The organism is Tepidimonas alkaliphilus, assembly GCF_007556595.1.
GTDB lineage: Bacteria > Pseudomonadota > Gammaproteobacteria > Burkholderiales > Burkholderiaceae_C > Tepidimonas > Tepidimonas alkaliphila.
In genome coordinates this window covers 30532-55654 of sequence record NZ_VJNB01000007.1, presented here as the reverse complement: position 1 = coordinate 55654, position 25123 = coordinate 30532, and the positions used below count along the sequence as shown (strand labels likewise).

General features: G+C 70.1%; 19 protein-coding genes. 6 read left to right on the top strand and 13 right to left on the bottom strand.

All coding sequences use genetic code 11. The features are described 5' to 3' along the window. Window positions 1–88: 88 nt before the first annotated feature. From Talka_RS07645 to Talka_RS07615, 7 genes are all read right to left on the bottom strand, one after another. Window positions 89–1108 carry an ABC transporter ATP-binding protein gene (locus Talka_RS07645; RefSeq protein WP_143890532.1) on the bottom strand — a complete coding sequence of 340 codons (1020 nt, stop codon included), beginning with the start codon at window positions 1106–1108 and terminating at the stop codon, window positions 89–91. After that, a complete protein-coding gene (locus Talka_RS07640; protein ID WP_143890531.1) occupies window positions 1105–2100 on the bottom strand; it encodes an ABC transporter ATP-binding protein in 996 nt (331 codons plus the stop codon). The genes Talka_RS07645 and Talka_RS07640 overlap by 4 nt, the downstream gene beginning before the upstream one ends. A gap of 16 nt (window positions 2101–2116) precedes the next feature. Then, window positions 2117–3028: an ABC transporter permease gene (locus Talka_RS07635; protein ID WP_143890530.1), complete on the bottom strand. Its 912-nt coding sequence runs from the start codon at window positions 3026–3028 to the stop codon at window positions 2117–2119. Window positions 3029–3090: 62 nt separating this feature from the next. Then, complete coding sequence (locus Talka_RS07630) at window positions 3091–4071, bottom strand: ABC transporter permease (protein ID WP_143890529.1); 981 nt, start codon at window positions 4069–4071, stop codon at window positions 3091–3093. Window positions 4072–4220: 149 nt separating this feature from the next. Then, window positions 4221–5798, bottom strand: a complete 1578-nt coding sequence (locus tag Talka_RS07625; protein WP_143890528.1) for an ABC transporter substrate-binding protein — start codon at window positions 5796–5798, stop codon at window positions 4221–4223. A gap of 155 nt (window positions 5799–5953) precedes the next feature. Continuing rightward, window positions 5954–7030: a 6-phosphofructokinase gene (locus Talka_RS07620; protein ID WP_143890527.1), complete on the bottom strand. Its 1077-nt coding sequence runs from the start codon at window positions 7028–7030 to the stop codon at window positions 5954–5956. A gap of 57 nt (window positions 7031–7087) precedes the next feature. Beyond that, a complete protein-coding gene (locus Talka_RS07615) occupies window positions 7088–8203 on the bottom strand; it encodes an MltA domain-containing protein (RefSeq protein WP_342781054.1) in 1116 nt (371 codons plus the stop codon). Window positions 8204–8414: 211 nt separating this feature from the next. Here Talka_RS07615 and Talka_RS11925 point away from each other — a divergent pair, with 211 nt between their 5' ends. After that, window positions 8415–8564 (top strand): hypothetical protein, encoded by a 150-nt coding sequence (locus tag Talka_RS11925; protein ID WP_185970094.1) that lies wholly within the window; start codon window positions 8415–8417, stop codon window positions 8562–8564. Here Talka_RS11925 and Talka_RS07610 read toward each other — a convergent pair. Together Talka_RS07610 and Talka_RS07605 are read right to left on the bottom strand one after the other, a co-directional pair. After that, window positions 8561–9391 carry a carbon-nitrogen hydrolase family protein gene (locus tag Talka_RS07610; protein WP_143890526.1) on the bottom strand — a complete coding sequence of 277 codons (831 nt, stop codon included), beginning with the start codon at window positions 9389–9391 and terminating at the stop codon, window positions 8561–8563. The genes Talka_RS11925 and Talka_RS07610 overlap by 4 nt on opposite strands. Beyond that, the gene (locus tag Talka_RS07605; RefSeq protein WP_143890525.1) at window positions 9388–13455 is read right to left on the bottom strand and encodes a YhdP family protein; all 4068 of its coding nucleotides are present in this window, start codon (window positions 13453–13455) and stop codon (window positions 9388–9390) included. The genes Talka_RS07610 and Talka_RS07605 overlap by 4 nt, the downstream gene beginning before the upstream one ends. 8 nt (window positions 13456–13463) lie before the next feature. Here Talka_RS07605 and glnE point away from each other — a divergent pair, with 8 nt between their 5' ends. Then, window positions 13464–16229 (top strand): bifunctional [glutamate--ammonia ligase]-adenylyl-L-tyrosine phosphorylase/[glutamate--ammonia-ligase] adenylyltransferase, encoded by a 2766-nt coding sequence (gene glnE, locus Talka_RS07600; RefSeq protein WP_143890524.1) that lies wholly within the window; start codon window positions 13464–13466, stop codon window positions 16227–16229. Between the two features lie 172 nt (window positions 16230–16401). Beyond that, entirely contained in the window at window positions 16402–16965 is a 564-nt protein-coding gene (locus Talka_RS07595; RefSeq protein ID WP_342781053.1) for a glutathione peroxidase, read from the top strand. 37 nt (window positions 16966–17002) lie between these two features. On the opposite strand, the gene Talka_RS07590 is transcribed toward Talka_RS07595, so the two are convergent. Both Talka_RS07590 and holA read right to left on the bottom strand, forming a co-directional pair. Continuing rightward, window positions 17003–17617 carry a C40 family peptidase gene (locus Talka_RS07590; protein ID WP_143890522.1) on the bottom strand — a complete coding sequence of 205 codons (615 nt, stop codon included), beginning with the start codon at window positions 17615–17617 and terminating at the stop codon, window positions 17003–17005. A gap of 32 nt (window positions 17618–17649) precedes the next feature. Beyond that, the gene (holA, locus tag Talka_RS07585; RefSeq protein ID WP_143890521.1) at window positions 17650–18708 is read right to left on the bottom strand and encodes a DNA polymerase III subunit delta; all 1059 of its coding nucleotides are present in this window, start codon (window positions 18706–18708) and stop codon (window positions 17650–17652) included. A gap of 69 nt (window positions 18709–18777) precedes the next feature. On the opposite strand from holA, the gene rocF reads away from it, so the two are divergent. From rocF to Talka_RS07570, 3 genes are all read left to right on the top strand, one after another. Then, window positions 18778–19719 (top strand): arginase, encoded by a 942-nt coding sequence (rocF, locus tag Talka_RS07580; RefSeq protein ID WP_143890520.1) that lies wholly within the window; start codon window positions 18778–18780, stop codon window positions 19717–19719. Window positions 19720–20301: 582 nt separating this feature from the next. Beyond that, window positions 20302–21723, top strand: coding sequence for a magnesium transporter (mgtE, locus tag Talka_RS07575; RefSeq protein ID WP_221933869.1), 1422 nt, complete (start codon window positions 20302–20304; stop codon window positions 21721–21723). Window positions 21724–21839: 116 nt separating this feature from the next. Further along, window positions 21840–22568, top strand: coding sequence for an MgtC/SapB family protein (locus tag Talka_RS07570; RefSeq protein WP_143890519.1), 729 nt, complete (start codon window positions 21840–21842; stop codon window positions 22566–22568). Window positions 22569–22605: 37 nt separating this feature from the next. Here the strand turns inward: Talka_RS07570 and Talka_RS07565 are convergent, their stop codons facing one another. Both Talka_RS07565 and Talka_RS07560 read right to left on the bottom strand, forming a co-directional pair. Then, a complete protein-coding gene (locus tag Talka_RS07565; RefSeq protein WP_143890518.1) occupies window positions 22606–24486 on the bottom strand; it encodes a methyl-accepting chemotaxis protein in 1881 nt (626 codons plus the stop codon). Window positions 24487–24595: 109 nt separating this feature from the next. Further along, entirely contained in the window at window positions 24596–25123 is a 528-nt protein-coding gene (locus Talka_RS07560) for an LPS-assembly lipoprotein LptE (RefSeq protein ID WP_143890517.1), read from the bottom strand.

Genomic DNA, 25123 nt, shown 5'->3' with positions numbered 1-25123 from the left:
AAGATCCCGTGGTCCCTACGATTTCAGTCCCCCCGCTGCGCGCTCGACGGTTGAGCGCAAGACTGCGCTGTCAAGCGTTGACCGCGCGTCAGATCCGCCCCTCCTGCACCGCGTGGCAGGCCACGCGCACGCCGCCGATCGTCTGCAGCGCCGGCCGCTCGGCCTTGCAGCGCGCATCCGCATGCGGACAGCGCGGGTGGAAGGCGCAGCCGCCGGGCGGGTTGAGCGGGTTGGGCACCTCGCCCTGCACCGGGGTGCGCGCCTGGCCTATCGCATGCAGCTTGGGGATCGCTTCCAACAGCATGCGGGTGTAGGGATGGCGCGGCTGCGCGAACAGCGTGCGCTTGTCCGCGAGTTCCACCAGCCGCCCCAGGTACATCACGCCGACCTGGTCGCTGACATGGCGCACCACGGCCAGGTTGTGGCTGATGAACAGGTAGGTCAGCCCGTGCTGGCGCTGCAGGTCCTTCATCAGGTTGAGCACCTGCGCCTGCACCGACACATCCAGCGCCGAGGTCGGCTCGTCGCACACCAGGAACTGCGGCTGCGTGGCCAGCGCGCGCGCGATCGAGATGCGCTGGCGCTGCCCGCCGGAGAACTGGTGCGGGTACTTGGTCATATCGTGGGGGCTCAGGCCCACCGCGCGCAGCAGCTCGGCCACGCGCTCGCGCAGCGCGGCGCGGTCGCGTACCAGCCCGTGCTCGCGCAGCGGCTCGGCGACGATGTCCTGCACGCGCCAGCGCGGGTTCAGGCTGGCGTAGGGGTCCTGGAAGATCATCTGCATGCGCCGCCGCAGCGCGCGCGCCTGGCGCGTGGCCAGCGTGGCGTGCACGTCCTGCCCGTCGAAGCGCACTTGCCCGCGCGTCGGCGCATACAGCCCCACCAGCAGCCGCGCCACCGTGCTCTTGCCGCAGCCGGACTCGCCCACCAGCGCCAGCGTCTGGCCGCGCGCGATCTCGAAGCTGACGCCATCGACCGCGTGCAGCAGCTGGCGCGGCTTGCGCTCCAACACGCGGTTGAGCCACGGCGCCGACACGTCGAACGTGCGCGCCAGGTCGTGCACCGCCACCAGCGGGACGGCGCTCGTCTCGGTCACGGGGGCGATCATCGGGCGGTCTCCAGGGCGGCCGCGGTGGCGGCCGGCTCGTGCAGCCAGCAGGCGGCGCGGGTGGCGCCGGCCGGCATCAGCGGGGGGCGCGCGTCGTGGCAGCGCAGCATCGCCTGCGGGCAGCGCGGGTGAAACGCGCAGCCGTGCGGAATCTCCGACAACCGCGGCATCGCGCCGTCGATCTGGTGCAGCCGCTCACGCTCGGTCTCCATGTCGGGGATGCAGCGCATCAGCCCGGCGGTGTAGGGGTGCGCGGGGCGGTGGATGACCTCGTGCACCGGGCCGATCTCGGCCACGCGGCCCGCATAGAGCACCGCGACGCGGTCGCAGGTCTCGGCGATCACGCCCATGTCGTGCGTGATCAGCATCACCGCGGCGCCGCGCTCGCGGCAGATGCGCTTCAGCAGTGTGATGATCTGCGCCTGGATCGAGACGTCCAGCGCCGTGGTCGGCTCGTCGGCCACCACCAGCTGCGGCTCGGCCGCCAGCGCCAGCGCGATGACAACGCGCTGGCGCATGCCGCCGGAGAACTGGTGCGGGTAGTGGTCGATGCGCTCCTCCGCGGCCGGGATGCCGGTGTCCTTCAGCAGCTCGATGGCGCGGCGGCGCGCCTCGGCGGCGGAGACGTCTAGGTGCGTCTGGATGGTCTCGGTCAACTGCCGCCCGATGGTGTAGAGCGGGTTCAGCGACGTCAGCGGATCCTGGAAGATCGCCCCGATGCGCCGGCCGCGGATGCGCCGCATCTCGTGCGGCGGCAAATCGTCGATGCGCCGGCCCTGCAGCCGGATCTGGCCGCCGGCGATGCGCCCTGGCGGCTCCAGCAGGCCGATGATGGCCGCGCCGGTGAGCGACTTGCCGGCGCCCGACTCGCCCACCACGCCCAGGATTTCGCCCGGCGCGATGTCGAACGAGACGCCGTCCAGCGCGCGCAACACGCCGCGGCGGGTCGGAAATTCCACCACCAGGTCCTGCACCTCGAGCAGCTTGTCCATCGTCCTCCCTCCTTTTTCAGCGCAGGCGCGGGTTGAGCGCATCGCGCAGCCAGTCGCCCAGCAGGTTGACCGACAGCGCGATCAGCACCAGCATCAGTCCGGGGAAGATGGTGATCCACCACTCGCCGGAGAACAGGTAGTCGTTGCCGATGCGCACCAGGGTGCCCAGCGACGGCGCGGTGGGCGGCGCGCCGACCCCGAGGAACGACAGCGTCGCCTCGGTGATGATGGCGGTGGCGACATGGATGGTGGCCAGCACCAGCACGGGACCCAGCACATTGGGCAGCACGTGACGCAGCATGATGCGCCACGGCGCCACGCCGATGACGCGCGCGGCCTGCACGTACTCCTTCTGCCGCTCCACCAGCGTGGAGCCGCGCACCGTGCGCGCGTACTGCACCCAGCCGGTCAGCGTGATGGAGGTGATCAGCACGCCGAACGCCAGCGTCTCGTGCGCGTTCGGAAACAGCGCCTTGCCGACGCCGGCGATCAGCAGCGCGATCAGGATGGCCGGAAACGACAGCATCACGTCGCACAGCCGCATCAGCAGCGCATCCAGCCAGCCGCCGACGAAGCCGGCCAGCAGCCCCAGCGCCACGCCGACCGCCACCGACAGCGCCACCGACACCAGCCCGACGAACAGCGAGATGCGCGCGCCGTAGATCAGCGCCGACAGGATGTCGCGCCCCTGGTCGTCGGTGCCAAGCGGGTAGCGCCACGTGCCCTCCGGGTACCACACCGGCGGCAGGCGCGCATCAGCCAGATCGAGGCTGGCCAGGTCGAACGGGTTGTGCGGCGCCACCCACGGCGCCAGCAGCGCGGCCAGGCCGCACACCAGCGCGATCGCCGCCGCCAGCATCGCGGTGGGTGAACGGCGAAAGCTGTAGCCGATGTCGCTGTCCCACCAGCGCATCCAGATTCCACGCATAGCCAGGACTCCTTTGGTGATGAGCGCGCCGTGCGGTGCGGGCATGGCGCGTGCGCCCGCGTTCAGTGACCGCCGGCGCGCTCCACGCGCAGGCGCGGATCGACCGCGAAGTACAGCAGGTCGACGATCAGGTTGATGACGACGAAGATCAGCGCGATCAGGCACAGGTAGGCCGCCATCACCGGAATGTCGGCGAAGGTCACCGCCTGGATGAACAGCAGCCCCATGCCGGGCCACTGGAACACCGTCTCGGTGATGATCGCGAACGCGATCAGGCCGCCCAGCTGCAGCCCGGTAATGGTGATGACCGGCACCAGCGTGTTCTTCAGCGCATGGCCGAAGTGGATCGCGCGGTCGGTGAGTCCGCGCGCGCGCGCGAACTTGATGTAGTCGGTGCGCAGCACCTCCAGCATCTCCGCGCGCACCAGCCGCATGATCAGCGCGAGCTGAAACATCGCCAGCGTCAGCGCCGGCAGCACCAAGTGGCGCCAGCCGCCCGGGGCCAGCAGGCCGCTCGAGAACCAGCCCAGCTGCACCACCTCGCCGCGGCCGAAGCTGGGCAGCCAGCCCAGCTGCACCGCGAACACCAGGATCAGCACGATGCCGATCAGGAACGTCGGCAGCGACACCCCCAGCAGCGACAGCGTCATGAACAGCTGCGCCAGCCAGGTGCCGCGCTTGAGCGCCGCGTACACCCCCATCGGGATGCCGACCACCAAGGCCAGCGCCGCGGCCACCAGCGCCAGCTCCAGCGTCGCCGGCAGCCGCTCGGCGATCAGCTGCGCCACCGGAGCGCCCTGGCGCAGGCTGACGCCGAAGTTGCCCTGCAGCGCCTGACCGACGAAGTGCGCGAACTGCACGACAAAGGGCTGGTCCAGCCCCAGCTCGGCGCGCACGCGCGCCACTTCCTCAGGCGTGGCGTCCTGCCCCAGGATCTGCAGCACGGGGTCGCCCACGTACTGGAACAGCATGAAGGCCACGAACGCCACGGCCAGCATCACCAACGCCGCCTGCATGAGGCGGCGCACGATAAAAGCCACCATCGGTGGACTCCCCTTGCAACGTCCATCGCCCAGCGGCAAGCCACCCGCTCCTGCCCCTTGGCATTGGGGTGGATGGCCGCGCTGCCGTTTTGCTTGACCTCGAAAACGGAACCGCAGCCCCTAAGACGAGGCGACGCGCCGGTGTCTTCTTAATTGACTCTGAGCACCCGCCAATCGATGCGGTTGTCGGCGCGGTGCACGACCTCAACGTTCTTTTTCATCGCCCAGGGGATCACTTGGTTGTGCAACGGAATGTGCACCACCTCGTCGTTGTGCAGCTGCAACGCCTCGGTCAACAAGCGCGGGCGGATGTAGGGGTCGGTCTCGGTCTTGGCGCGGTCGATCAGCGCGTCCATCTTGGGGTTGCTGTAGCGCCCGGCGTTGTAGTTACCGTCGCCGCCCTGGCCCGGCGTGCGCGCCAGCGACTGCAGGCTGTAGAGCGCGTCGAACGTCGGCACGCCCCAGCCGAGCATGTAGATGCTGGCCTCATAGCGCTGAATCATCGGGAAATACGTGGTCAGCGGCAGCGTGCGCAGCTTGGCCTTGACGCCAATCTTGGCCCACATCGCCGTGATCGCCTGGCAGATTTGCTCGTCGTTGATGTAGCGGTTGTTCGGGCAGGCAAAATCGACCTCAAAGCCGTCTTTATAGCCGGCTTCGGCCAGCAGGCGCCGGGCCGCCTCCACGTCATAGGGCAGCCGCTTGTGCACCGCTTCGCTCCAGCCCGCGACCTGCGGCGCCACCAGCGCGCCGGTGGGCTGGCTCAGGCCGCGCATCGTGACACGGTGGATGGTGTCGATATCGATGGCTTGATAAAGCGCCTTGCGCACGCGCAGATCCTTCAGCGGATTCTTGCCCTTGACGTTGCTGCCCGGCAGCTCGTCGCGGAACTGATCCATGCCGAGGAAAATGGTGCGGTTTTCCACCCCATCGATGACCTTGAGGTTGGGGTTGTTGCGCAGACGCGGCAGATCTTGCGGCGTGGGATCCAGAACGAAATCGACTTCGCCCGACAACAGCGCGGCCATGCGGGTGGCATCGGCCTTGATCGGGGTATAGATGATTTCGGTGACGTTGGTGTCGGGCTTGCCCCAGTAGTCGGGGTTGCGCTCCAGCACCAAACGCTGATCCGGCACCCACTGCTTGAGGCGAAACGGCCCGGTGCCGTTGGCGTTGCGGTGGGCAAAGTTTTCGTCGTTGGACTTCATGTCTTTAGGCTCGACGGAGCGGTTTTTCTCCGCCCACGCCTTGTTCATGATGCGCAGCTCAGTCAGCTGATTGAGCAGAACCGGGTTGGGGCCCTTCAGCACGATGTCCACCGTGTGGTCGTCCACTTTGACGGCGCGCTCGATGCCCTGCGTGAAAATGGCAAAGTTGGACGTCTTGGCCATCGCCCGCTGGATCGAAAACACCACATCGTCAGCGGTCAGCGGCGCGCCGTCGTGGAACTTGACCCCCTTGCGCAGCGTGAAGCGGATCTGCGTCGGGCTGATCTCGCGCCAGCTCTGCGCCAGCAGCGGCTCGACCTTGAAGGTCTTGCTGTTGTAATAAACCAGTGATTCGTAAACCGCGGCATGGATGCCGTTGGACAGCGCATTGTTCTGCGAGTGGATGTCCCACGAGGGAATCTCGCCGGCGCTGGCCCAGCGGAAGGCCTTGGCCCAAGCCCCCGAAGCCCCCAGCGCGAACGCCGCTGCCATCACCATCAACGTGCGTTGCAAGTTCATCCGTCTCACCTGTTGAAAAAGTTGCAAAGCCGTGACTATGCCGCAACGCGGTCGCCGCGTGCAGCCGCTTGCGCGCCTTTTTTCGGGAAAACCCTAAATGCCGGGCGCGCCGGTTGTCGCCGCAGCGACAGCTCCAGCGCTCCGCAGCGCCGGCCTCACGCCTCTTGCGCTGATGGCTCGCCCAAGCTGACGCCAATCTGCCGCGCGGCGCGCAGCAGCGGATGATCCAGCGGCACCTGGCGGTTGCCGTGCGCGGCGTCGGCCAGCGCGACGCTGCTCAGGCGCCCCTGCTGCAGCGTGACCATGCGGCCCCAGGCGCCCGCCATGACCAGCTGCGCGGCCTCGTTGCCATACTGTGTGGCCAGCACACGGTCGAACGGGGTCGGGCTGCCGCCGCGCTGCACGTGGCCGAGCACGGTGGCGCGCACCTCCACCGGCACGCGCGGCTGCAGCGCCGCGGCCAGCACGTGCGCCACCCCGCCCAGGCGCAGCGGCTCGGGGCGGTCGGCGTGCATGGCCTGCACGGTCGGCTCGCCGCCGGCGGGCCTGGCGCCCTCGCCGATGCACACCAGCGTGTGGCGCCGGCGCTGCGCGCGCGCCCGGCACACCGCCGCCACGGCTTCGACGTCGAACGCGATCTCCGGCAGCAGGATGACGTCGGCCGCGCCGGCCAGCCCCGCCTCCAGCGCGATCCAGCCAGCCCAGCGGCCCATGGTCTCGACGATCATGACGCGGCCGTGGCTCTCGGCGGTGGTCTGCAGCCGCTCGATCGCCTCGGTGACGGTGGCCACCGCGGTGTCGAAGCCGAAGCTGCGCTCGCAGCCCGGGATGTCGTTGTCGATCGTCTTGGGCACGCCGACGACGCGCAGGCCGCGCTGCGCCAGCCCGTGCGCCAGCGCCATCGTGCCGTCGCCGCCGATCACCACCAGCCCCTCCAGCCCCAGCGCCTGCGCGTGGCGCAGCACGCGCGCGGCGGTGGCCTCGTCCTGCAGCGGGTTGGCGCGGTTGCTGGTGCCCAGGATCGTGCCGCCGCGCATCAGGATGCCGCTGACCGCCTCCCACGGCAGCGGGCGCACGCGGGGGCTGGCCTCCATCAGGCCGGCAAAGCCGTCCTCGATGCCCAGCACCTCGGCGCCGCACTGGCGCATCAGCGACTTGGCCACGGCACGGATGACGGCGTTGAGGCCGGGGCAGTCGCCCCCGCCGGTGAGGATGCCGATGCGTCGGGTCATGGATGCTTGCTCCGGAGATTGATTGAAAAGTGCGCACGCCTCCTGCGGGCTGTGGGGTCACGCCCCAGGCAGCGGCGGCAGCGGCTGCGCACGCGGCCACAGCGCCCACAGCTGCAGCGGTTGCTTCAGCCCCGCCGCCAGCGGGTAGGCCGGCTCGCCCCAGCCAGCGAAGAAGTCCGCGCGCGCCGCACCGACGATGGCCGCGCCGGTGTCCTGCGCCAGCACGAGGCGCTGCAGGCGCGCCACCGGCCCGCTGGAGACCAGCCACAGCGGCGTGCCATACGGCACAGCCTCGCGATCCACCGCCACCGAGCGCCCCGGGGTGAGGGCCACGCCTTGCGCGCCGCGCGGTCCGGCCTGCGCCGCCAGCGCATCCAGCGACTCCTCGCGGAAGAACACCACGCGCGGGTTGGTCCACAGCAGCTCGTCGAGCCGCTCGGGGTTGGCCGCAGCCCAGGCGCGCAGCGCCTCCCAGGTGCCTTCGCGGATTTCGCCGCGCTGCAACAGTGTGCGCATCACGCTCTGGTAGGGGTGGCCGTTGTGGGCGGCAAACGCCAGCCGCACCAGCCGCACCTGGCCATCCGGTTCGGTGATGCGCAACCGGCCCGAACCCTGGATGTGCAGCAGCAGCGCATCGAGCGGATCGGCCAGCCACGCCAGCACGTGCGGCGCCAGCAGCGCCTGCACCTGCGGGTCGGCGTCGATCTGGCGCCGGGTGCGCCACGGCTGGCCGGCGGCGGCGGCCAGCGCCGGCGGCGGCGCATACAGCGGCACGCGGTGCACGGCGTCGCGCTGGCGCCGCGCCGGCAGCTCTGGCTCGTAGTAGCCGGTGAGCAGCCCGGCAGGCACGCTGCCGTCCAGCGCCAGCACGCGATACGGCTGCCAGTGGCGCATGACCCAGACGTAGCGCGCCTCGGCGTCGGCCAGCGTCAGGCGCCGAATCTGTGGGCACAGCGCCCCCCACGGCGCAGCCGGTCGCTCGCAGCTGCGCAGCCAGGCATTCCAGACGTCGTGCAGCGGGTCGCGGCCCCAGCCGGGCAGGTCGCGGTAGCGCACTGGCTGCCACAGCGCCTGCGCGCGCAGCAGCGGCGGCGGCAACGGCGCGGCGTCGGCCCATGCCCAGATGGGGTGCTGCGGCGCCAGCACAGGGGCCAGCTGCGTATCATCCGGCATGCCCGCCGCCGCTTCCGCCGACGCCAATGGCAACGGCGGCCACGCCGGCGGGACGGCGGGAACTGGCGCCGCCGCCGAAGACTCCGCTGCAACAGGCTCGATGGCGGGCTGAGTCACCGGCGCCGGGGTGCTGCAGGCCGCAAGCGCCAGAATGGCCGCCGCGGTCGCAGTCCTTCCGAGGGGTTGGGCGTGTGCGGAGATCCCAAGCATCATGACGCTGTTGTTGCTTGAAGCGCTGGGCGCGCTGCTGCTGTTTGTCTTGATCGTATGGTGGACGATGTTTGCGGGCCGCAAGCGCGGCGAGCCGCCTTCGGACAACCTCAGCCAGCCCTCGTCCCAACAGGACGATCCCCCGCGTTAAGAGAGCTGCGGCGCCCCCAGCAGCAGCCGTCGGTGCTGCAACGCCGGCAGCCGCTGGCGCACCTCTTGCAACCGCGCGCGGCTGAGCTCGGCCACCACCACGCCTGGGCCGCGAGACTGTTGGGCCAGCACCTCGCCCCAGGGATCGACCACCATGCTTTGGCCCCAAGTCTGGCGACCATTGGGGTGCTCGCCCCCCTGTCCGCTGGCGATGACGTAAGCCTGGTTTTCGATTGCGCGCGCGCGCAGCAGCACCTCCCAGTGCGCTTGGCCGGTCACGTAAGTAAAGGCTGCCGGCACCACCAGCACATCCGCCGCGAGCAGACGGTAGAGCTCCGCAAAGCGCAAGTCGTAGCAGACGCTTAAACCGACGCGCCAGACGTGGCCAGCGCGATCGCGCAGCGCGAACGTCACCGGCTGCTCGCCGGCTTTGAGCACCGCGGCTTCATCGTAGCCCCGTTGGCCATCGTGAAAGCGAAACAGATGAATCTTGTCATAACGCGCCACACAACGGCCTTGCGGGTCATAGACCAGCGAGGCGTTGGCCACTCGCTGCGGGTCATCGGTGGCCAGCGGCACCGTGCCGCCCACGATCCACAGACCGAGGGTCTGCGCCTGCTGCGCCAAGAACGCTTGCATGGGGCCGTGCCCCCACGCTTCGGCCAGTTGCAGCTTGTCGGTTTCGCGCCAACCCATGAAGCCAAAATACTCCGGCAGCACCGCCAGCTCGGCGCCGGCGCGCTGGGCTTGTTGCAACAGGCCGCGCGCCTGCTCCAAATTGGCTTGCAGATCGGGGCCAGAGACCATTTGCACAGCAGCAACGTTCATGGGGTTCGCTCCGAAATCGGCAACGACGTCTCAGGCGCGGGCCGTGGCAGCCGCTCCACGTGCGGATCGTCCCACGGCCCGCTGATGCGGTAAGTTTGGGTGGCGGCGGCCTGCAACGGCTGGCGCAACACCAGCTGGGCCAAAAAGGTGCCCAGCCCTGTGGCGGGGTTGACCAACGCCGCCAGCAGCGAGGCCGTGCCAGCATTGAGCTCGGGCACGATCACGGCGGTGAGGTCGGCGGTCTCGCGCACCAGGTCGGCGCTGCCCTCCATCAGCACGGCGGCGTTGACGCCGCGCATTTGCAAATCGCGTGTGCTGGCCACCCCCCGCGCCAACTGCACGTGCCCGCGCACGCGATCGAACGCAAACCCTTCGCTGAACACGTCGCGGAAATCCAGCGCCAAGCGCCGCGGCAGCGATTGCAGGCTGAGCACGCCGAGCAATTTGGCCAGGCCGGGATCGGCTTTGAGAAATTGGCCGCGCTGCAGCTCCAGCTCCAGCTCGCCGGCCAGCGTCGGGGTGTGCAACGACAGCGGGGAGCCCAGCCAATCCAACTGGCCCTGCAGCCGACCGCGACCGCCACGCAACGCCCCAGCCCAGCCCAGGCGCTGCAGCAGCGCCCCGGCGTCGTCGATCTCCAGCCGCAATTGCAGGGTGGTGCGCCGGGCGCTGACGGCTTGGTTCGGCCCCGTCAGCGCCGCCGTCGGCGCCCAGTGGCCATGCGCGCTCAGGCGCGCCTCTGGCAGCGTCAGTTGCAGCGTCTCCAGCCGCCATGGGCGCGCGCCGCCGCCCGCTTCGGCATCTTGATTGACAGCCCGCAGCTCCAGCCGTCCCAAGGCGCGCCCGCCCAGCTCCAAATCGTCCACCACCAAATCGATGGCGGGCAACGCGCGGGGCTGTGCGGCCAACCGCTCGACCTCGACATCGGCTCCCGGGGGCAAGCGCAAGCGCGCCAACCGGGCGGTCACGCGCGACTGGGCGGCATCCCACTCCACGCGACCCTCCAGCTGGGGCGCGGCCACCGTCAGACGCCAAAGCTCGCCCTGGCGGGCGCCCGACAAGCCCAGCGCCTCGAAGGTGCGCCCAGCCCAGCGCAGCTGATCCACTCGAACGTCGTAGCGGGTTGGCAGGTAAGACGCCGCGTCGGAGGCGGTCAGCTCCGCCCCGCCCCCGCCGGCAATACGGGCCTGCCAAGCATCGGCATCCAGCGTCGGCAACCGCAGCACCGCCAGCACGCCATCGTCGGGCCATGCCGGCCCATCCGTTCCAAGACCAAGACGCCCTCGGCGCACCAGCACGCGCCCGGCGCGGTGTTCGCGCTCGTATTCGGCCCGCAGCCCAGCGCCTGGCAAGGTCTCGCCCTGCAGGCGCAGCTGCAGGCGATCGCGCGGCGCACCGTCGCGCGCAGCAGGCAAAGGCTGCACCGTCACACGCAGAGGCCAAGGGGCGCTGGCCGGCTTGGTCAGCGGCGCCGGCAGGTTCAGCGCCAGACCGCGCAGGTCGCTGTCCACCGTCAGATCGAGGTCGCCGCCCTGCACCTGCAACGCCACCGTGTAGCGCGCCTCGCCCTGCGCCGCCGCGCCCAGCCAGCGCGCCCAGGCCCAATCGGGGCTGGCCGCCAGGCCCGCGGCGGTGGCGACCCCCTGGCCTTGAAAGCGCACCTGGCCTTCATCCCCCGGTTGCAGACCGCCGCTGAAGCGCAGCTCGCCGCCCAGCAACCGGGCGCTGGCTTGCGCGACGCGAAAGCCTTGCTCGGTGAAGTCCAGCGTGCCGCGTAGCTCGCGCAGGGTGGGCGCATTCGTATGCAACCGCAGGTCGTTGCCCGCCAGACGCACCTGCCCGCGCACGCGCGTGTCTTCGACATGATCCAGCGGCATGGCCAGCTCCAACGCCACCTCCACCGCCCCGCTGGCCTGCGCGGCGTCCAGCGCGCCGCCGGTGTAGCCGCGCACCGGCGACTGGGCGACGAAGCGCAGCGCCTCGACCGCTGGCCCGCGCACCACCCCCTGCACCTGAAGCCGCGGGGCAGCGGCCAGCAAGTCCGGAATCTGCGCCTGCGCCGACGCCACGCGCAACGAGGGCAGACCCGCCACCCCGCCGCGGGCGTCGCGCACCTCCAGCCGCGTGCCATCGATGCGCAGCTCGGCCTGCAGGCCCTGCAGCATTGGCCAGGACGGCTGTCCAGCTGGCAGCAGGTCACGCGGCGCGTAGTCCAGCGTCACATCGTGCAAGCGCGCCCGCACGGCAAAGGTTCCCTGCTGCGGCTGGGCAAACGGAAAATGCGCCAGATCCCCTTGCACTTGGAAGCGCACGTCGCTGGCGCGCCCCGAGCGGATCGCCGCCTTGAGGTAGGCGCGGGTGTCGGGACCCACGGCCAGCGGCAGGTAACGCACGACGCGCGAACCCTCGACGCGGCTCAGACGCACATCCAGATCCAGCACGCCGGGGCCGTGGGATGTCGGCGCGCTTGGCGCGGGCCGCGCTGCGCGCCAGCGCAAGCGCCCTTGCCCTTGCAGGTCGGCGTTGGCCAGGCGCAGCTCGGTCACCTCGACTTCGGGGCCATGGCCATCCAACCGCCAGCGCACCTGCGCGGTCAACTCCTCCAGCGGCAGGCGCGGTTCTTCCAGACCGCCGGGCAAAATGACCGCGCCGCGCCGCAGGGCCACGCTGGCGCGCCCCCCCCGCTCGTCCAGCTCAACATCGGCGTCCATCCCCTCGACGCCCGGGCGTCCCCATCGGCCCGGCTCGGCGGGGGCCTCGCCTGCAGCCAGCGCCAGCCGGTGCACGCGGGCACGCCCCGACCAACGCGCAGGCTGGCCGGGCTGGGGCGGCGCTTGCCAGTGCAACTCCAGCCCTTGGGCCAGGCCACGCGGGCGCAGCGCCTCCAACCAGCGGCTGGCGGCGCCCAGCGGCAGCACCCGGCCCAGGCGCTGCAACACGTCCAGATCGAGCCGGTCGGCGCGCACGCTCCAGGCTCGCCAGTCGCCTTGGTCATCCAGCGTGTAGCTCAATTCGACATCGCCGCGCGGCCAGTCTGCGCCGTCCGCCGCGCGCAGCGCCAGCCCTTGCGTGCGCCACTGCACGCGCGGCCCGTCGCGCCGCGCCTCGATGCGGCCATGCGCATGCGCCAGCGCCAGCGGCTCGCGCGCTGCACCACTCCAGCGCACCTGCACACCCTCGACGCGCACATCGGCGATCAGCGCTTCCCAGTGACCGGCGCGCAGCTCGCCCCAGGCGCGCAGCGCCCCGCGTCCTTGCAAGGACCGCAGCCCCCAAGGGGTTAGATCCACCGCCTGGGCCCACGGCGCCGCCTCCAGCTGCGGCGCCTCCAAATACCACGGCCCCGACCAGCGCCGCCAGTCGCCGCGCTCCAATTGCCACGGCGGCTGGGTGAAGCGCGCGCGCCAGCTCAGCCGCTGGCCCCACCCAGGCGGCGGAGTGGCGTCCAGGCGCAGTTCATGCCGCCAACCTGAATTTCGCGCCAACGCCAGCACATCGTGCAGCACCAGCGGCGGGGCGTGCGGGCGCTGCTCGTCGATCCACTCGATGCGCGCGCCGCGCAACACCACCTCGCGCTGCGCCAACAGCCAGTCGGCCAGCGAGCGCTGGCTCGCATCGGCGCTGAGCTCGATGCCGGCCACCAGGATGCGCCCGTCGGCCCGGCGCCTGACCTGCACATCCAAGCCGTCGATCACCAACTGCTCCAGCCCCAACGTTAGCAGCGCGCGCGGCGACAGCACCACCTGCGCCTGGGGCACGTGCAGCGCTTCGCGTCCCTGCGCGTCGTGCAGGCGCAGGCCGTGCAGGATCAAGTGTGGGGTCAAGCCGCCGCCGGCCACTTCCAGCCGCTGCAAGCTGGTGCGCACCCCCAGCGCGCGTGTGGCTGCCGCCTCCAACGCGATCCGCCAGGCGTCGGCGCGCGGCACAATCCACCACTGCAAGGCCGCCCAGGCCAGCAGCAGCGCCAACCACCAGGCCAGCGCCAGCCCCCACAGCGCGGTGCAGGCCGCGGCCCACAGGCGCCACGGCCATGGCGGGGATGGAGGAACCTGGGTTGGAGTCACGCCACATTATGATCACGAGCGCCAGCGCCGGTTCGGCCAGCGCCGAGCACAGCCGTTTCGTGCAACGGGTGCGGCGCCGCTACGCCGACGAGCGGGCACTGCTGCCGCCCGGGATGCCCGACGCGACCACGCTGCGCGCCACGCTGGCTGCGCTGCGCCAGCGCGGCCACGAACGCAGCGCGGCGCTGCGCATTTTGCGCCATCTGACGCTGGAACGGTTGGCGGTGCTGGACTGCGAACAGGCAGCGGAGCTTGCCGCGATCACCGGCGCGGTCACGGCGCTGGCCGAAGTGGTGCTGGACGAAGCCGCGCAGCAAGCGCGCACCGAGCTCGACGCCCTGCACGGCCCGCCGTTGGCTGAGGATTCGCCCCCTGGCGAGGGCGCGCCAGCGCCGCTGCCCGATGGCCGCCGCCCGTGCGGGTGGTGGGTGGTCGGCATGGGCAAGCTGGGCGCGCGCGAGCTCAACGTCTCCAGCGACATCGATCTGGTCTATGTGTATGAAAGCGACGGCGAGACCGCCGGCAACGCCGAGGGTCGCCAACGCATCAGCAACCACGAATACTTTGCCAAGCTGGTGCGGCGCATGCAAGCGCTCATCAGCGACATCACCGAACACGGCCAGTGTTTCCGGGTCGATTTGGCGCTGCGGCCCAACGGCAACTCCGGCCCGCCGGCGGTGTCGCTGGGCGCGCTGGAAGATTATTTCCAGGCGCACGGGCGCGAATGGGAACGCTTTGCATGGCTCAAGAGCCGCGTCGTCGCCCCAGCCGACAGCGCGCGGCGGGATGGCAGCGGCGCTTGGCTGCGCCCGGTGGTGCTGCCGTTTGTGTTTCGCCGTTATCTCGATTACGCCGTGTTCGAAGCGCTGCGCCGTCTGCATCGGCAGATCCGTGACCACGCCGCCAAGCGGGCGGCGGGTCACCCGGAGCGGGCTTACGACGTCAAACTGTCGCGCGGCGGCATCCGCGAAATCGAGTTTATCGTGCAGCTGCTGCAGGTGGTGCGCGGCGGGCGCTTTCCGGAGCTGCGCACGCGCCCGACGCTGCAGGCGCTGCAGCGGCTGCAGCGCGCCGGCCTGATGCCGGCCGACAAAGCACGCCAGCTGGCTGAGGCTTACACGTTTCTGCGTCGGGTGGAACACCGCATCCAGTATCTGGACGACCAGCAAACGCATGTGCTGCCCACGCGCGACGACGACCTGGCCTGGATCGCCGCGACGATGGGCTTTGCTGATATCCCCACTTTTTTAAGCACGCTGGATGCCCACCGCGAGGTGGTGGCGCAGGAGTTCGACACCCTGCTGGGCGGCGACGGCCACGGCCCTGGCTGCAACGGCAAAGGCTGCCCTGGCCACGGGCGCGCCGGCGGCGAAGACCTCGGCGCCCTGCTGCCGCATTGCCCGCCCGCGCTGGCCGAGCGCCTGCGCCCTTGGCTCGACCACCCGCGCGTGCAGGCGCTGCGCGACGAAGCGCGCACGCGCCTGGTGCGGCTGCTGGAGCGCACGCTGGCCTGGGTGGACGAAGGGCGGGCGAGCGAAACCGCGGCGGTGCGGCTGGCGGACTGGCTGGAGCCGCTGCTGCGCCGCGAGAGCTACCTGGCGCTGCTGCAGGAGCGCCCCGCCGTGCATGAGCGGCTGCTGCGCGTGCTGGGCGCGGCGCGCTGGCCGGCGCGCTACCTGATGCGCCACCCGGGCGTCATCGACGAGCTGGCCAGCGCCGAACTCTACGAGACACGCTTCGACGCCGCCACCTTCGTCGCCGAGCTGGAAGCGCGCCGTTGGGCGCTGCACAAGACCGGCGAGGACGACGACGAAGCGCTGCTGGACCTGCTGCGCCGCGCCCACCACGCCGAGGTGTTCCGCACGCTGGCGCGCGACGTCGAGGGGCTGCTGACGGTGGAGCAGGTCGCCGACGAGCTCAGCGCCCTGGCGGATGCGGTGCTGGACGTCACCGGCCGCTGGTGCTGGCAGCGCTTGAAGCAGCGTCACCGGGACGAGCCGCGCCACGCCATCATCGGCTACGGCAAGCTCGGCGGCAAGGAGCTCGGCTACGGCAGCGACCTCGACATCGTCTTCGTCTACGACGACGACGACGAGCGCGCCCCCGAGGCCTACGCCGCCTTCGTGCGCAAGCTGATCAACTGGCTCACCGTCAAGACCGGCGAGGGCGACCTGTTCGAGATCGACACCGCGCTGCGGCCCAACGGCAACTCCGGACTGCTGGTCACCACCTTCCAGGCCTACGCCGACTACCAGCAGAACCGCGGCAGCAACACCGCCTGGACCTGGGAGCACCAGGCGATGACGCGCGCGCGCTTCGTGGTCGGCAGCCCCGAACTGCGCGAGCGCTTCGACGCTGTGCGCGAAGCCGTCATCACCGCCCCGCGCGACCCCACGGCGCTGGCGGCCGAGATCCGCGCGATGCGCCAGCGCCTCTACGACGCGCACCCGGTGCGCGCCGGCCGCTTCGACCTCAAGCACAGCCCCGGCGGCATGATCGACGTGGAGTTTGCCGTGCAGTACCTGGTGCTGGCGCACAGCGCGGCGCACCCGCCGCTGCGCGCCAACGCCGGCAACATCGCGCTGCTGCAGCGCGCCGAGGCCGCCGGCCTGCTGCCCGCCGGCGTCGGTCAAGCCGCCGCCGACGCCTACCGGCAACTGCGCCAGCGGCAGCACCGCGCGCGGCTTGATGAGGCATCCACCCAGATCGACCCCGCCGACGTGCAGGCCGAAGCGGCTGCGGTGCGCCGCCTGTGGCAGGCGGTGCTGGGCTGATGGCATGCTCGATCGACGCTGCGGTCATGGCCCCAGTGCCAGGCGGGTTACCGCTGGGCGCCCCCGTCGCCTCGGCAAGGCCAAACTACGATGACGGCGCAGAGATGATGAATGCGGTCTTGCGAGGCGATGCATGCGGGCGACGGCACTGGGGTTGACTTGGATGGGTTGGATGATGATCCTGACACCCTCACCCGGGGCGGCGCAGGCAGCCCCCCTGCCGGGCGCGTCGGCAGCCGCAACGGACTGCCCGCCCATCTTGCAGCACACCTTTCCGCGTTTGCAGGACGAAAAGCCGCAAAACCTGTGTCAATACGCAGGCCGAGTGGTGCTGGTGGTCAACACCGCCAGCTATTGCGGGTTTACTCAGCAATACAAGGGCTTGGAAGAGCTCTACCGCCGCTACCGCGAGCGCGGGCTGGTGGTGTTGGGCTTTCCGTCCAATGACTTCGGCCAGCAAGAACCTGGCACCAACCGGCAGATCGCCGAGTTTTGCGAAAACACCTTTGGCGTTCAGTTCCCGATGTTCGCCAAAAGTCATGTGCGCGGCTCTGAGGCCAACCCGTTGTTCAAGCAACTGGCCGAGCGCACCGGCACCACGCCGAAGTGGAATTTTTACAAATACTTGATCAGCCGCGACGGTCGCACGGTGCTGGCGTACAGCAGCATCACCGCGCCCGACAGCGCCACGCTGCGGCGCGATCTGGAGCGACTGCTGACGGCGCCATCCCCGTAAAAGCGTCAGGGGATCAACGGCGTCCTTCAAGCCTTGTTCAGCGCTCTCGGCTGGGCGGCGCTGTCAGCCACGCGCCGGCTGCTTGCGGCAGCATCCGCAGCGCCTGGGCGTCGCTCCACTCGATGCGACGCGCGCCGTTGTAGCGTTGCGCCCAGTAGCGCTCGTTCATGTCACTGACCTTGACGTGGTCGCCTTTGCGCGGCGCGTGCACGAACTTGCCATCGCCCAGATAGACGCCCACATGGCTGAAGGCCCGGCGCATGGTGTTGAAAAAGACCAAATCGCCCGGGCGCAACTCGTCGCGTGAAATGGGCGTGGCGCTTTGCGCTTGCTCCACCGCCCGGCGCGGCAGCGCCAAGCCAAGCGCTTGTCCGTACACATAGCGCACAAAGCCGCTGCAGTCAAAGCCAACCTGGGGCGAGTTGCCGCCTTTGCGATACGGAACCCCCACCAGGCTGAGGGCGGTGTCGAGCAATTGGCTGGCCACCGCCCCGGTTTCGCTGCCCATGGTTTGCAGCCGTTGCATCCAAACAGCGGGCGCGGTCTCGGCGCTGGACGCCCCCAGCACCGCCGCTTCGCTGTCCTCCCCTTGGGGCGCCGCCTGCACGCTGCACGCCAGGGCGACCCATGCGATCATCCACCATCGACGCATGGGCTCGGATCGTAACAGAAGACGCCGCCCGTTCAAACCTGGGCGCGGGCGCAGCCCGCCGCCACCCCCAACGCCAGACGCGTCAGCGCCTGCCACGGATCCGCAGGCCAATCCGGATGCGCCAAGCCTTTGATGACCCCGTCCACCTCGTGCGCCTGCACCACCCACCCCCCGGTCTGCACGCTGCTGAGGCGGGGCAGCACGCGCTCCACGCGCCGCTCGCGCGGCCCCCATAGGCGCTCGTGGCGCAGCACCAGCGGCAGCGGCTGCCCGGCCTCCAGCGCCAGCCGCGCGCGATGCAGCAAGCGCAGCTCCTCGGCCAGCGCCCAGTGCACCGGCACCGGCGCCACGCCCTCGCCGCGCAGGCCCTCCAGCATGCGCTGCGCGCGCGCCAGCGCGCCGTCCAGCACCGCCTCCGGCAGCCGGAACGGATCGAAGCGCGCCACATCCAGCACCGCCGCGCGCACCTGCTCGAACGACAGCTCGCCGGCCGGGTACAGCAGGCCGAGCTTGGCGATCTCCTGGTGCGCCGCCAGCAGGTTGCCCTCCACCCGCTCGGCGATGAAGGCCAGCGTGCGCAGCCCCTCCTCGCCGGCGGCCACGTGCTGGCCCTGCGCCTGCAGCCGCTGCGCGATCCAGCCCGGCAGCTGCGCGCGCTCCACCGGCTCCACCCGCACCGCCACGCCGTGCTCGGCCAGCGCCGCGAACCACGCGCTCTTGAGCGCCGCCCCATCCAGCCGCGGCAGCACCACCAGCGTCACCGTGTCGGGGCTGGCGGCGGCCTGCGGCGCCAGCCGCTGCAGCGCCTCGGCGCCGTCCTTGCCCGGTTTGCCCGAAGGGATGCGGATTTCCACCAGCCGCCGCTGCGCGAACAGGCTCCGCTCCGCGCCGGCGGCCAGGATCGCGCTCCAGTCCGCCTGCGCCGCGTTCACGGTGAAGACAGTGCGTTCGCTGCAGCCGGCGGCGCGCGCGGCGGCGCGGATCGCATCGCACGCCTCCTGCGTCAGCAGCGCTTCGTCCCCGTTCACCACGTAGAGGGATCGCAGCCCACGCTGCAGCTGGGCCGGCAATTCGGTGGGGCTGACCTGCATGAAGCGGCATTCTAGGCAGCGTAAGATTCCGCCGCCTTGACGTTGCGTCTTGCTCGGGAATCGCCATCCATGGAATCTTCTGTTGCCGTTACCCTGATCGGCGCGCCCACAGACGTGGGGGCGGGCGCGCGCGGGGCGTCGATGGGTCCGGAAGCGCTGCGCGTGGCGGGGCTGGCCGAAGCCCTGCGCGCGCTCGGGCTCGACGTGATCGATCGCGGCAACCTGCACGGCCCGGCCAACCCCTGGCAGCCGGCGCACGGCGGCTACCGCCACCTGCCGGAGGTGGCGGCGTGGAACCGCGCGGTGCACGATGCCGTGCGCGCCGAGCTGCGCGCCGGCCGCGTGCCGATCCTGCTCGGCGGCGACCACAGCCTGGCGATCGGCTCCATCGGCGCCGTGGCGCGGCACTGTCGCGAGCAGGGCCGCAAGCTGCGCGTGCTGTGGCTGGACGCCCACGCCGACTTCAACACCTGCGCGATCACCCCCAGCGGCAACCTGCACGGCATGCCGGTGGCGGTGCTGTGCGGCTTCGGTCCGCCGGAGCTGGTCGAGCTCGGCGGCTCAGGCGCCGCACTGCGCCCCACCGAGGTACGCCAGATCGGCATCCGCAGCGTCGATGCCGGCGAGAAGCGCTTCGTGCACGCGCAGCGGCTGGAGGTGTATGACATGCGCTACATCGACGAGATGGGCATGCGCGCCACCATGGAGCAGGCGCTGGCCGGCCTGGACGAACAGACCCATCTGCACGTCAGCTTCGACGTGGACTTTCTTGACCCTGAGATCGCCCCTGGCGTCGGCACCACCGTGCCCGGCGGCCCAACCTACCGCGAGGCGCAGCTGTGCATGGAGATGATCGCCGACACCGGACGGCTGGCCAGCCTTGATATCGTCGAGCTCAACCCGGCGCTGGACGAGCGCAACCGCACCGCGCGCGTGGCGGTGGAGCTGGTGGAAAGCCTGTTCGGCAAGAGCACGTTGATGCGCGAGCACCAGGTACGCCGGCGCGGTTAGCGAAAGGGGTGCGCCGAAGCGCGCCGGCGCGCCAAACAAAATTGCTATAATGGGAATCCCCGGTTTTCGGAGACTTCACACGTGGACAGTTCGAGTTGTCGGTTAACTCGGTCTGCGTGAGGTTGGTCGGTCTTCGGTGCATCGCATCGGCTGGCTGCCTCATGCAGGCAGCTGGCGATGACGCAACTTGGTTTGACACCAAGTCGTGGTTAGCCTGATACCTTGGCCTCTCAGAACTGGAGGCCAAAATTTGCTTGGCTAACAGCGCGCGTTCGCATTCTCCAGCACTCGCTCTGTCCAGGCTGGATGGTTCGAGGATTGCCCGCTCGGGCAGCCTTCGGCTTGACCTTTGACCACGACAAGGAGCGCGCCATGGATCCAGATCCTGAACCTGAGCCTGAGCCTGAGCCGGCCTGTGCGCCGGATCGCCCGATGCCTGTTCGATTCTTGACATCAACCGGGCCAGCCCTGGCCCACGGCGGCGTTCGCTCCTGCGCGACGTTACGGCGTCGCAAGCCGTAGCGCGCAGCGTGCTCCCGTGGGCTGGCTTGCGGCCCACCTCCAACGTTGAGGGAGCACGCCATGACCGAACTGAAGTCCACCGCCATCACCCGCGAAGACCTGTTGTTTGCGGTGCGCACGCTGACGCGCTCGCGCGACGCCGTCGGCTTTGCGCACCTGGTCAAGCGCACCCATCCGTCCGACCTTGTCGAAGCGCTGGAAAGCGCCTCGATCGAGGACACGGTGGCGCTGCTGTTGCTGCTGGCCGCGCCGCAGCGCGCCGAGCTGTTTGCGCACTTCCCGCCGGCGCGGCAGGACGAGCTGCTGCGCGCCATGCCGCGCGAGGCCGTGGTGCAGCTCTTCGAGCACATGCCCTCAGATGACCGCGCCGATCTGTTCAACCGCTTGGGCGAAGAAGCGCGCCAGAAGCTGCTGCCGGCGCTGGCCAAGGTCGAGCGCGACGACATCCTGAAGCTGGCTTCCTACCCCGAAGGCACGGTCGGCTCGGTGACGACCTCGGACTACGTCTATGTCGCCCCAGAGATGACAGTGGCCGAAGCGCTGGCGCACGTGCGCGCCACCGCGCCGGACAAGGAGACCATCTACGTCATCTATGTGCTCGACCAGCACTTCCGTCTGCGCGGCACGGTGTCGCTGCGCGACCTGCTGCTGGCCGACGACAAGGCCACCGTCGCCGAGGTGATGCGGCGCGACCCGGTGTTTGCGCGCGCCACCTGGCCACGTCTGAAGGCCGCCGAGCTGATCCGTCGCTACGGCCTGCTGGCGCTGCCGGTGGTCAACGGCGGCGACAAGATGATCGGCATCGTCACCGTCGATGACGCGATGGAGATCGAAAAGCGCGAAGACGCCTCGCAACTGGCGCGCTTCGGCGGCACGGCGGCGCTGACCTCCGCGGGCTCGGTCGATCTGGATATCCTGAACACGCCGTTCAAGCGGATGTTCGGCGTGCGGGTGTTCTGGCTGGTCGTCCTGACCTTCTTCGGCATCCTGACCAGCACCTTCGTCGCCGAGCAGGAGGAGCTGTTGTCGCAGGTCATCGTGCTGGCGGCCTTCATCGCGCCGATCGTGGACATGGGCGGCAACACCGGCAGCCAGTCGGCCACGCTGGTCATCCGGGCCATGGCGCTGGGCGAGGTCAAGCTGAAGTGGCGTGACCTTTGGCGCGTGATCCGGCGCGAGCTGCCAGTGGCGGCGGCGCTGGGGGTGGTCATCGCGCTGCTGGAGGCGGTGCTGGCCTACTTCAGCAAAGGCGTCGGCCCGGACGTGCTGCTGGTGGTCGGGCTGGCGATGCTGACCTGCACGGCGCTGGGCGGCATCATCGGGGCGCTGCTGCCGTTTGCGGCACGGCGCATCGGCACGGACCCGGCCACGCTGTCGTCGCCGCTGATCACCTCGGTCATGGACTTGGTGGGGGTGTTCATCTACTTTGGCATCGCCTACGTGGTCATGGGCGATACGCTGCGGCAAGCCGCCGGAGCGTGAGGCGCGACGCCCAGCGGGCCGATGACGTGTCACGCGATCGCCATCGTGCGGTCGTAAATTTCACGATTTGCCCGGGCGGTTGACCGCTGGCCCCGCCCGGGCTTTTGGAGCCGACCATGCTGATGCTGCACCACCTCGACGGCGCTGCCGCGCTCAACACCTTGGCCAGCTTGACATTGGCGTTTGTGCTCGGCGGCTTGATCGGGCTGGAGCGGCAATACCGACAGCGCACCGCCGGGCTGCGCACCAACGTGCTGGTGGCGCTTGGCGCCGCGCTGTTCGTCGATATCGCCATGCGCTTTCACGCGCTCTACGGCGGCACCCCAAGCCCCTTGCACGTGGTGGCGTATGTCGTCTCGGGGGTCGGGTTCCTCGGCGCCGGCGTCATCATGCGCGAGGAGGGCAACATCCGCGGCATCAACACCGCCGCCACGCTGTGGGGCTCGGCAGCCATCGGCGTGGCTTGCGGTGCGGGCTTGCTGCTGGAGGCGGCGCTGGGCACGCTGTTCGTGCTGGCCGCCAACACCCTTCTGCGCCCGGTGGTCAACGCCATCAACCGCCAGCCGCTGGACGTGGAGTCGGTGGAAGTCACCAACACCGTGTATGTGATCGCCGACAAAGAGCGTCAAAAGGAAGTGTTGACGGTGCTGGAGGCGGAGCTGGAGCGCTACCGCTACCCCGTGCGCGAGCTCGACATCCATGCCTTTGGCGACGAGGATGTGGAAATCGAAGCGACCTTGACCGCCACCAGCGTCGATGCCGACGAGCTCGACGCGTTGGTGCGCCGCATCGCGGCGCTGCCGGCGGTGCGGCAAGCGTTTTGGAGCCCCAGCACCGCCGAGTGAGCCGCATACCTGCGCCTCGGCGGCCAAGCAGGCGGCGTCAAGCCGCCGGCGGCAGCGCTGGAGGCGTGGTTTGGGGTTGGGCAGGAGGCACCGCCAGCTGCGCCGCCGCCGGGGCCCCGTGATCGACGCGAAAACGCGCCACCGCCGCGGCCAACTCGGCGGCCTGTTGTTTCAGCGCCGTGGCCGCAGCGGCGCCTTCTTCCACCAACGCTGCATTCTGCTGCGTGCTTTGGTCCAGCGAGGACACCGCCGCGCCAATCTGCTCGATGCCGCTGCGCTGCTCTTCCACCGCGGCGGCGATGTCGCGCATCATGGTCGTCAAGCCCTGGATGGCCTGCACGACGCGTTGAATTTCTTCGCCCGCCTGGTTGACCATCGCCGAGCCTTCGCGCACTTCCGCCACCGACGACTCGATCAGCGCTTTGATCTCGCGCGCTGCCTGCGCGCTGCGCTGGGCCAGCGCGCGCACCTCGCCGGCCACCACCGCAAACCCGCGGCCCGCTTCGCCGGCGCGCGCCGCCTCCACCGCGGCGTTGAGCGCCAGAATGTTGGTCTGAAAGGCAATGCCGTCGATGACGTTGACGATGTCGCCCACCTTTTGCGACGTGGCCGAGATGTTGGCCATGCGCGTGGTGACCTCGGCCATGACGTGCCCGCCGCGCTGCGCCGCTGCTGAGACCTCGTCGGCGCGCTGGCTGGCCTGCCGTGCATGCTGGGCCGTCTGCGCCACGGTGGCGTTCATCTGCTCCATGGTGGCCGCGGTCTGCTGCAGGCTGGAAGCCGCTGCCTCGGTGCGCGAAGAAAGATCAAGGTTGCCGGCCGAGATTTCTTCCGCCGCTGTGTGCACCTGGGCGCTGGCCTGGCGAATGTCGATCAGCACCGCCTGCAACTTGGCCACAAAGGTGTTGAAGTGCTCGCTGATGCGCGCCACTTCGGTGACGCCGTCGGTGGGCAGGCGCCGCGTCAGGTCGCTGTCGCCCGAGGCCACCTCCAGCAACGCGCGGTCAAGGCGACGCAGCGACGCCAGCGAGTGGTGCACCAACCAGCCCACCAGCAAGGCGCTGACCACGCCGACCAGCACCGCGCCAATCAGCGAGTTGAGCTCCAGCGCGCGCATGGCGGCCATCGCCTCGCTCTCGTGCAGCGCGATCACCAGCCGCCAATCGGTGCCCGCAATCGGCTGCCCCACCAGCAACCAGTCGGTGCCCTGCCAGCGCACGCGTTGGCTGCCCTGATCCAGCGCTGCCAGCGCTTCGGCGCTGAGCGCCTCGCTGAAACGGGCCGTCGGCTGCAAGATCAGCTGCGCATCCGGATGGGCCACAAAGCGGCCATCTTTCGTCACGATAAAAGCCAAGCTGGACGGCGTGGGCTTGATGGCGTCGATGTTGGCCTGCACCACGTCCATGAAAATATCGCCGGCCACCACGCCGCGCACCTGTCCGCCTTCGCGCAGCGCCGCCGCCACGGTGATGACCAGCTTCTTCGTGCCGGCATCGACGTAGGGCTCTGTCAACGCGACGCCGGGGGTCGCCACCGCCGCTTGATACCAAGGCCGGGCGGTGGGGTCGTAGGTAGGCGGCAGATTTTGCGGTGACGAGAACAAGTAGCGCTTGTCAGCCCAGCCGATGTAAGTGGTGTCAAAGCCAGCGGCCTTGACCATCATTTGCAGCACCGGCAGCGGGTCGTCCGCCGCCACGGCGGGCAGCATGGCTTGCACCGCGCGGCGCGCCCCTTGCACCCATTCGGCCACCGCCGTGGCGCGCGCCAGCGCCAGCGCGCGTCCGTCCTGCTCCACGGTCTGCGCCAGCGAGCGCTGCGCGATCACGATGTTGATGGTGGAAACGATGGCCACGCTGACCACCGTCAACGCGGTGGTCAGCAGCATCAAGCGGCCCCGCAGCGATTGGCCCCACGCCATGATGGACTCCTGAATGCTTAGCTTTGAAAGGATTGATACGCTGATGGAAGTCTAACCGCGCATCGTGACAGCGGTTCAAAAAACGCCCCACCGGGGCCGCGCCGCGGGTTCAAAGGCCCTGCACGCGGCTTAAGCGCACCAGCAGCTGGCGCACGATCGCCGTGCGCATGTCGTCGAACAGCAGCGCCTCCTCGGCTTCCTTGCCGAGCACCACGGTCTCGGCGAAGCTCTGCTCGCGCTCCTGCTGCAGCTCGGTTGGCTCGATCAGCTCGCGCCCGTCCGGCGTGCGCAGCGCGAAGCGCACGCGCCGGCGCAGCAGCAGCTCGCGCACCTGGCCGGCGGTGGTGGTGCCGACCACCACGCGCTCGCGCTGGTCCTGCAGGATCTCCAGCACCACGTCCGGCACCGGCGCGACGGCTCCGGCGGGGGCGGCCGCGCGGCGCGGCTGCAGCACCTGCACGCCGCTGGCTTGCAGCTGCGCGCGCAGCGCCGCAGCGACATCGCCGTCCAGCACGCCCTGCAGCCGCAGCGAGCGAAACGCGAACGCCAGCCCCTGCCCGCGCAGCCGGAAGCCGCAGCCGGCCAGCGCCGCGCCTGCCGTGGCGGCAGCCAAGAGCGCGCGGCGCGGCAGGCCCAT

Coding starts and splice junctions, on each gene's coding strand:
- Talka_RS07645 (WP_143890532.1), bottom strand. CDS start 1,108: ATGATCGCCCCCGTGACCGAGACGAGCGCCGTCCCGCTGGTGGCGGTG.
- Talka_RS07640 (WP_143890531.1), bottom strand. CDS start 2,100: ATGGACAAGCTGCTCGAGGTGCAGGACCTGGTGGTGGAATTTCCGACC.
- Talka_RS07635 (WP_143890530.1), bottom strand. CDS start 3,028: ATGCGTGGAATCTGGATGCGCTGGTGGGACAGCGACATCGGCTACAGC.
- Talka_RS07630 (WP_143890529.1), bottom strand. CDS start 4,071: ATGGTGGCTTTTATCGTGCGCCGCCTCATGCAGGCGGCGTTGGTGATG.
- Talka_RS07625 (WP_143890528.1), bottom strand. CDS start 5,798: ATGAACTTGCAACGCACGTTGATGGTGATGGCAGCGGCGTTCGCGCTG.
- Talka_RS07620 (WP_143890527.1), bottom strand. CDS start 7,030: ATGACCCGACGCATCGGCATCCTCACCGGCGGGGGCGACTGCCCCGGC.
- Talka_RS07615 (WP_342781054.1), bottom strand. CDS start 8,203: ATGCCGGATGATACGCAGCTGGCCCCTGTGCTGGCGCCGCAGCACCCC.
- Talka_RS11925 (WP_185970094.1), top strand. CDS start 8,415: ATGACGCTGTTGTTGCTTGAAGCGCTGGGCGCGCTGCTGCTGTTTGTC.
- Talka_RS07610 (WP_143890526.1), bottom strand. CDS start 9,391: ATGAACGTTGCTGCTGTGCAAATGGTCTCTGGCCCCGATCTGCAAGCC.
- glnE (WP_143890524.1), top strand. CDS start 13,464: ATGATCACGAGCGCCAGCGCCGGTTCGGCCAGCGCCGAGCACAGCCGT.
- Talka_RS07595 (WP_342781053.1), top strand. CDS start 16,402: ATGATGATCCTGACACCCTCACCCGGGGCGGCGCAGGCAGCCCCCCTG.
- Talka_RS07590 (WP_143890522.1), bottom strand. CDS start 17,617: ATGCGTCGATGGTGGATGATCGCATGGGTCGCCCTGGCGTGCAGCGTG.
- holA (WP_143890521.1), bottom strand. CDS start 18,708: ATGCAGGTCAGCCCCACCGAATTGCCGGCCCAGCTGCAGCGTGGGCTG.
- rocF (WP_143890520.1), top strand. CDS start 18,778: ATGGAATCTTCTGTTGCCGTTACCCTGATCGGCGCGCCCACAGACGTG.
- mgtE (WP_221933869.1), top strand. CDS start 20,302: ATGACCGAACTGAAGTCCACCGCCATCACCCGCGAAGACCTGTTGTTT.
- Talka_RS07570 (WP_143890519.1), top strand. CDS start 21,840: ATGCTGATGCTGCACCACCTCGACGGCGCTGCCGCGCTCAACACCTTG.
- Talka_RS07565 (WP_143890518.1), bottom strand. CDS start 24,486: ATGGCGTGGGGCCAATCGCTGCGGGGCCGCTTGATGCTGCTGACCACC.
- Talka_RS07560 (WP_143890517.1), bottom strand. CDS start 25,123: ATGGGCCTGCCGCGCCGCGCGCTCTTGGCTGCCGCCACGGCAGGCGCG.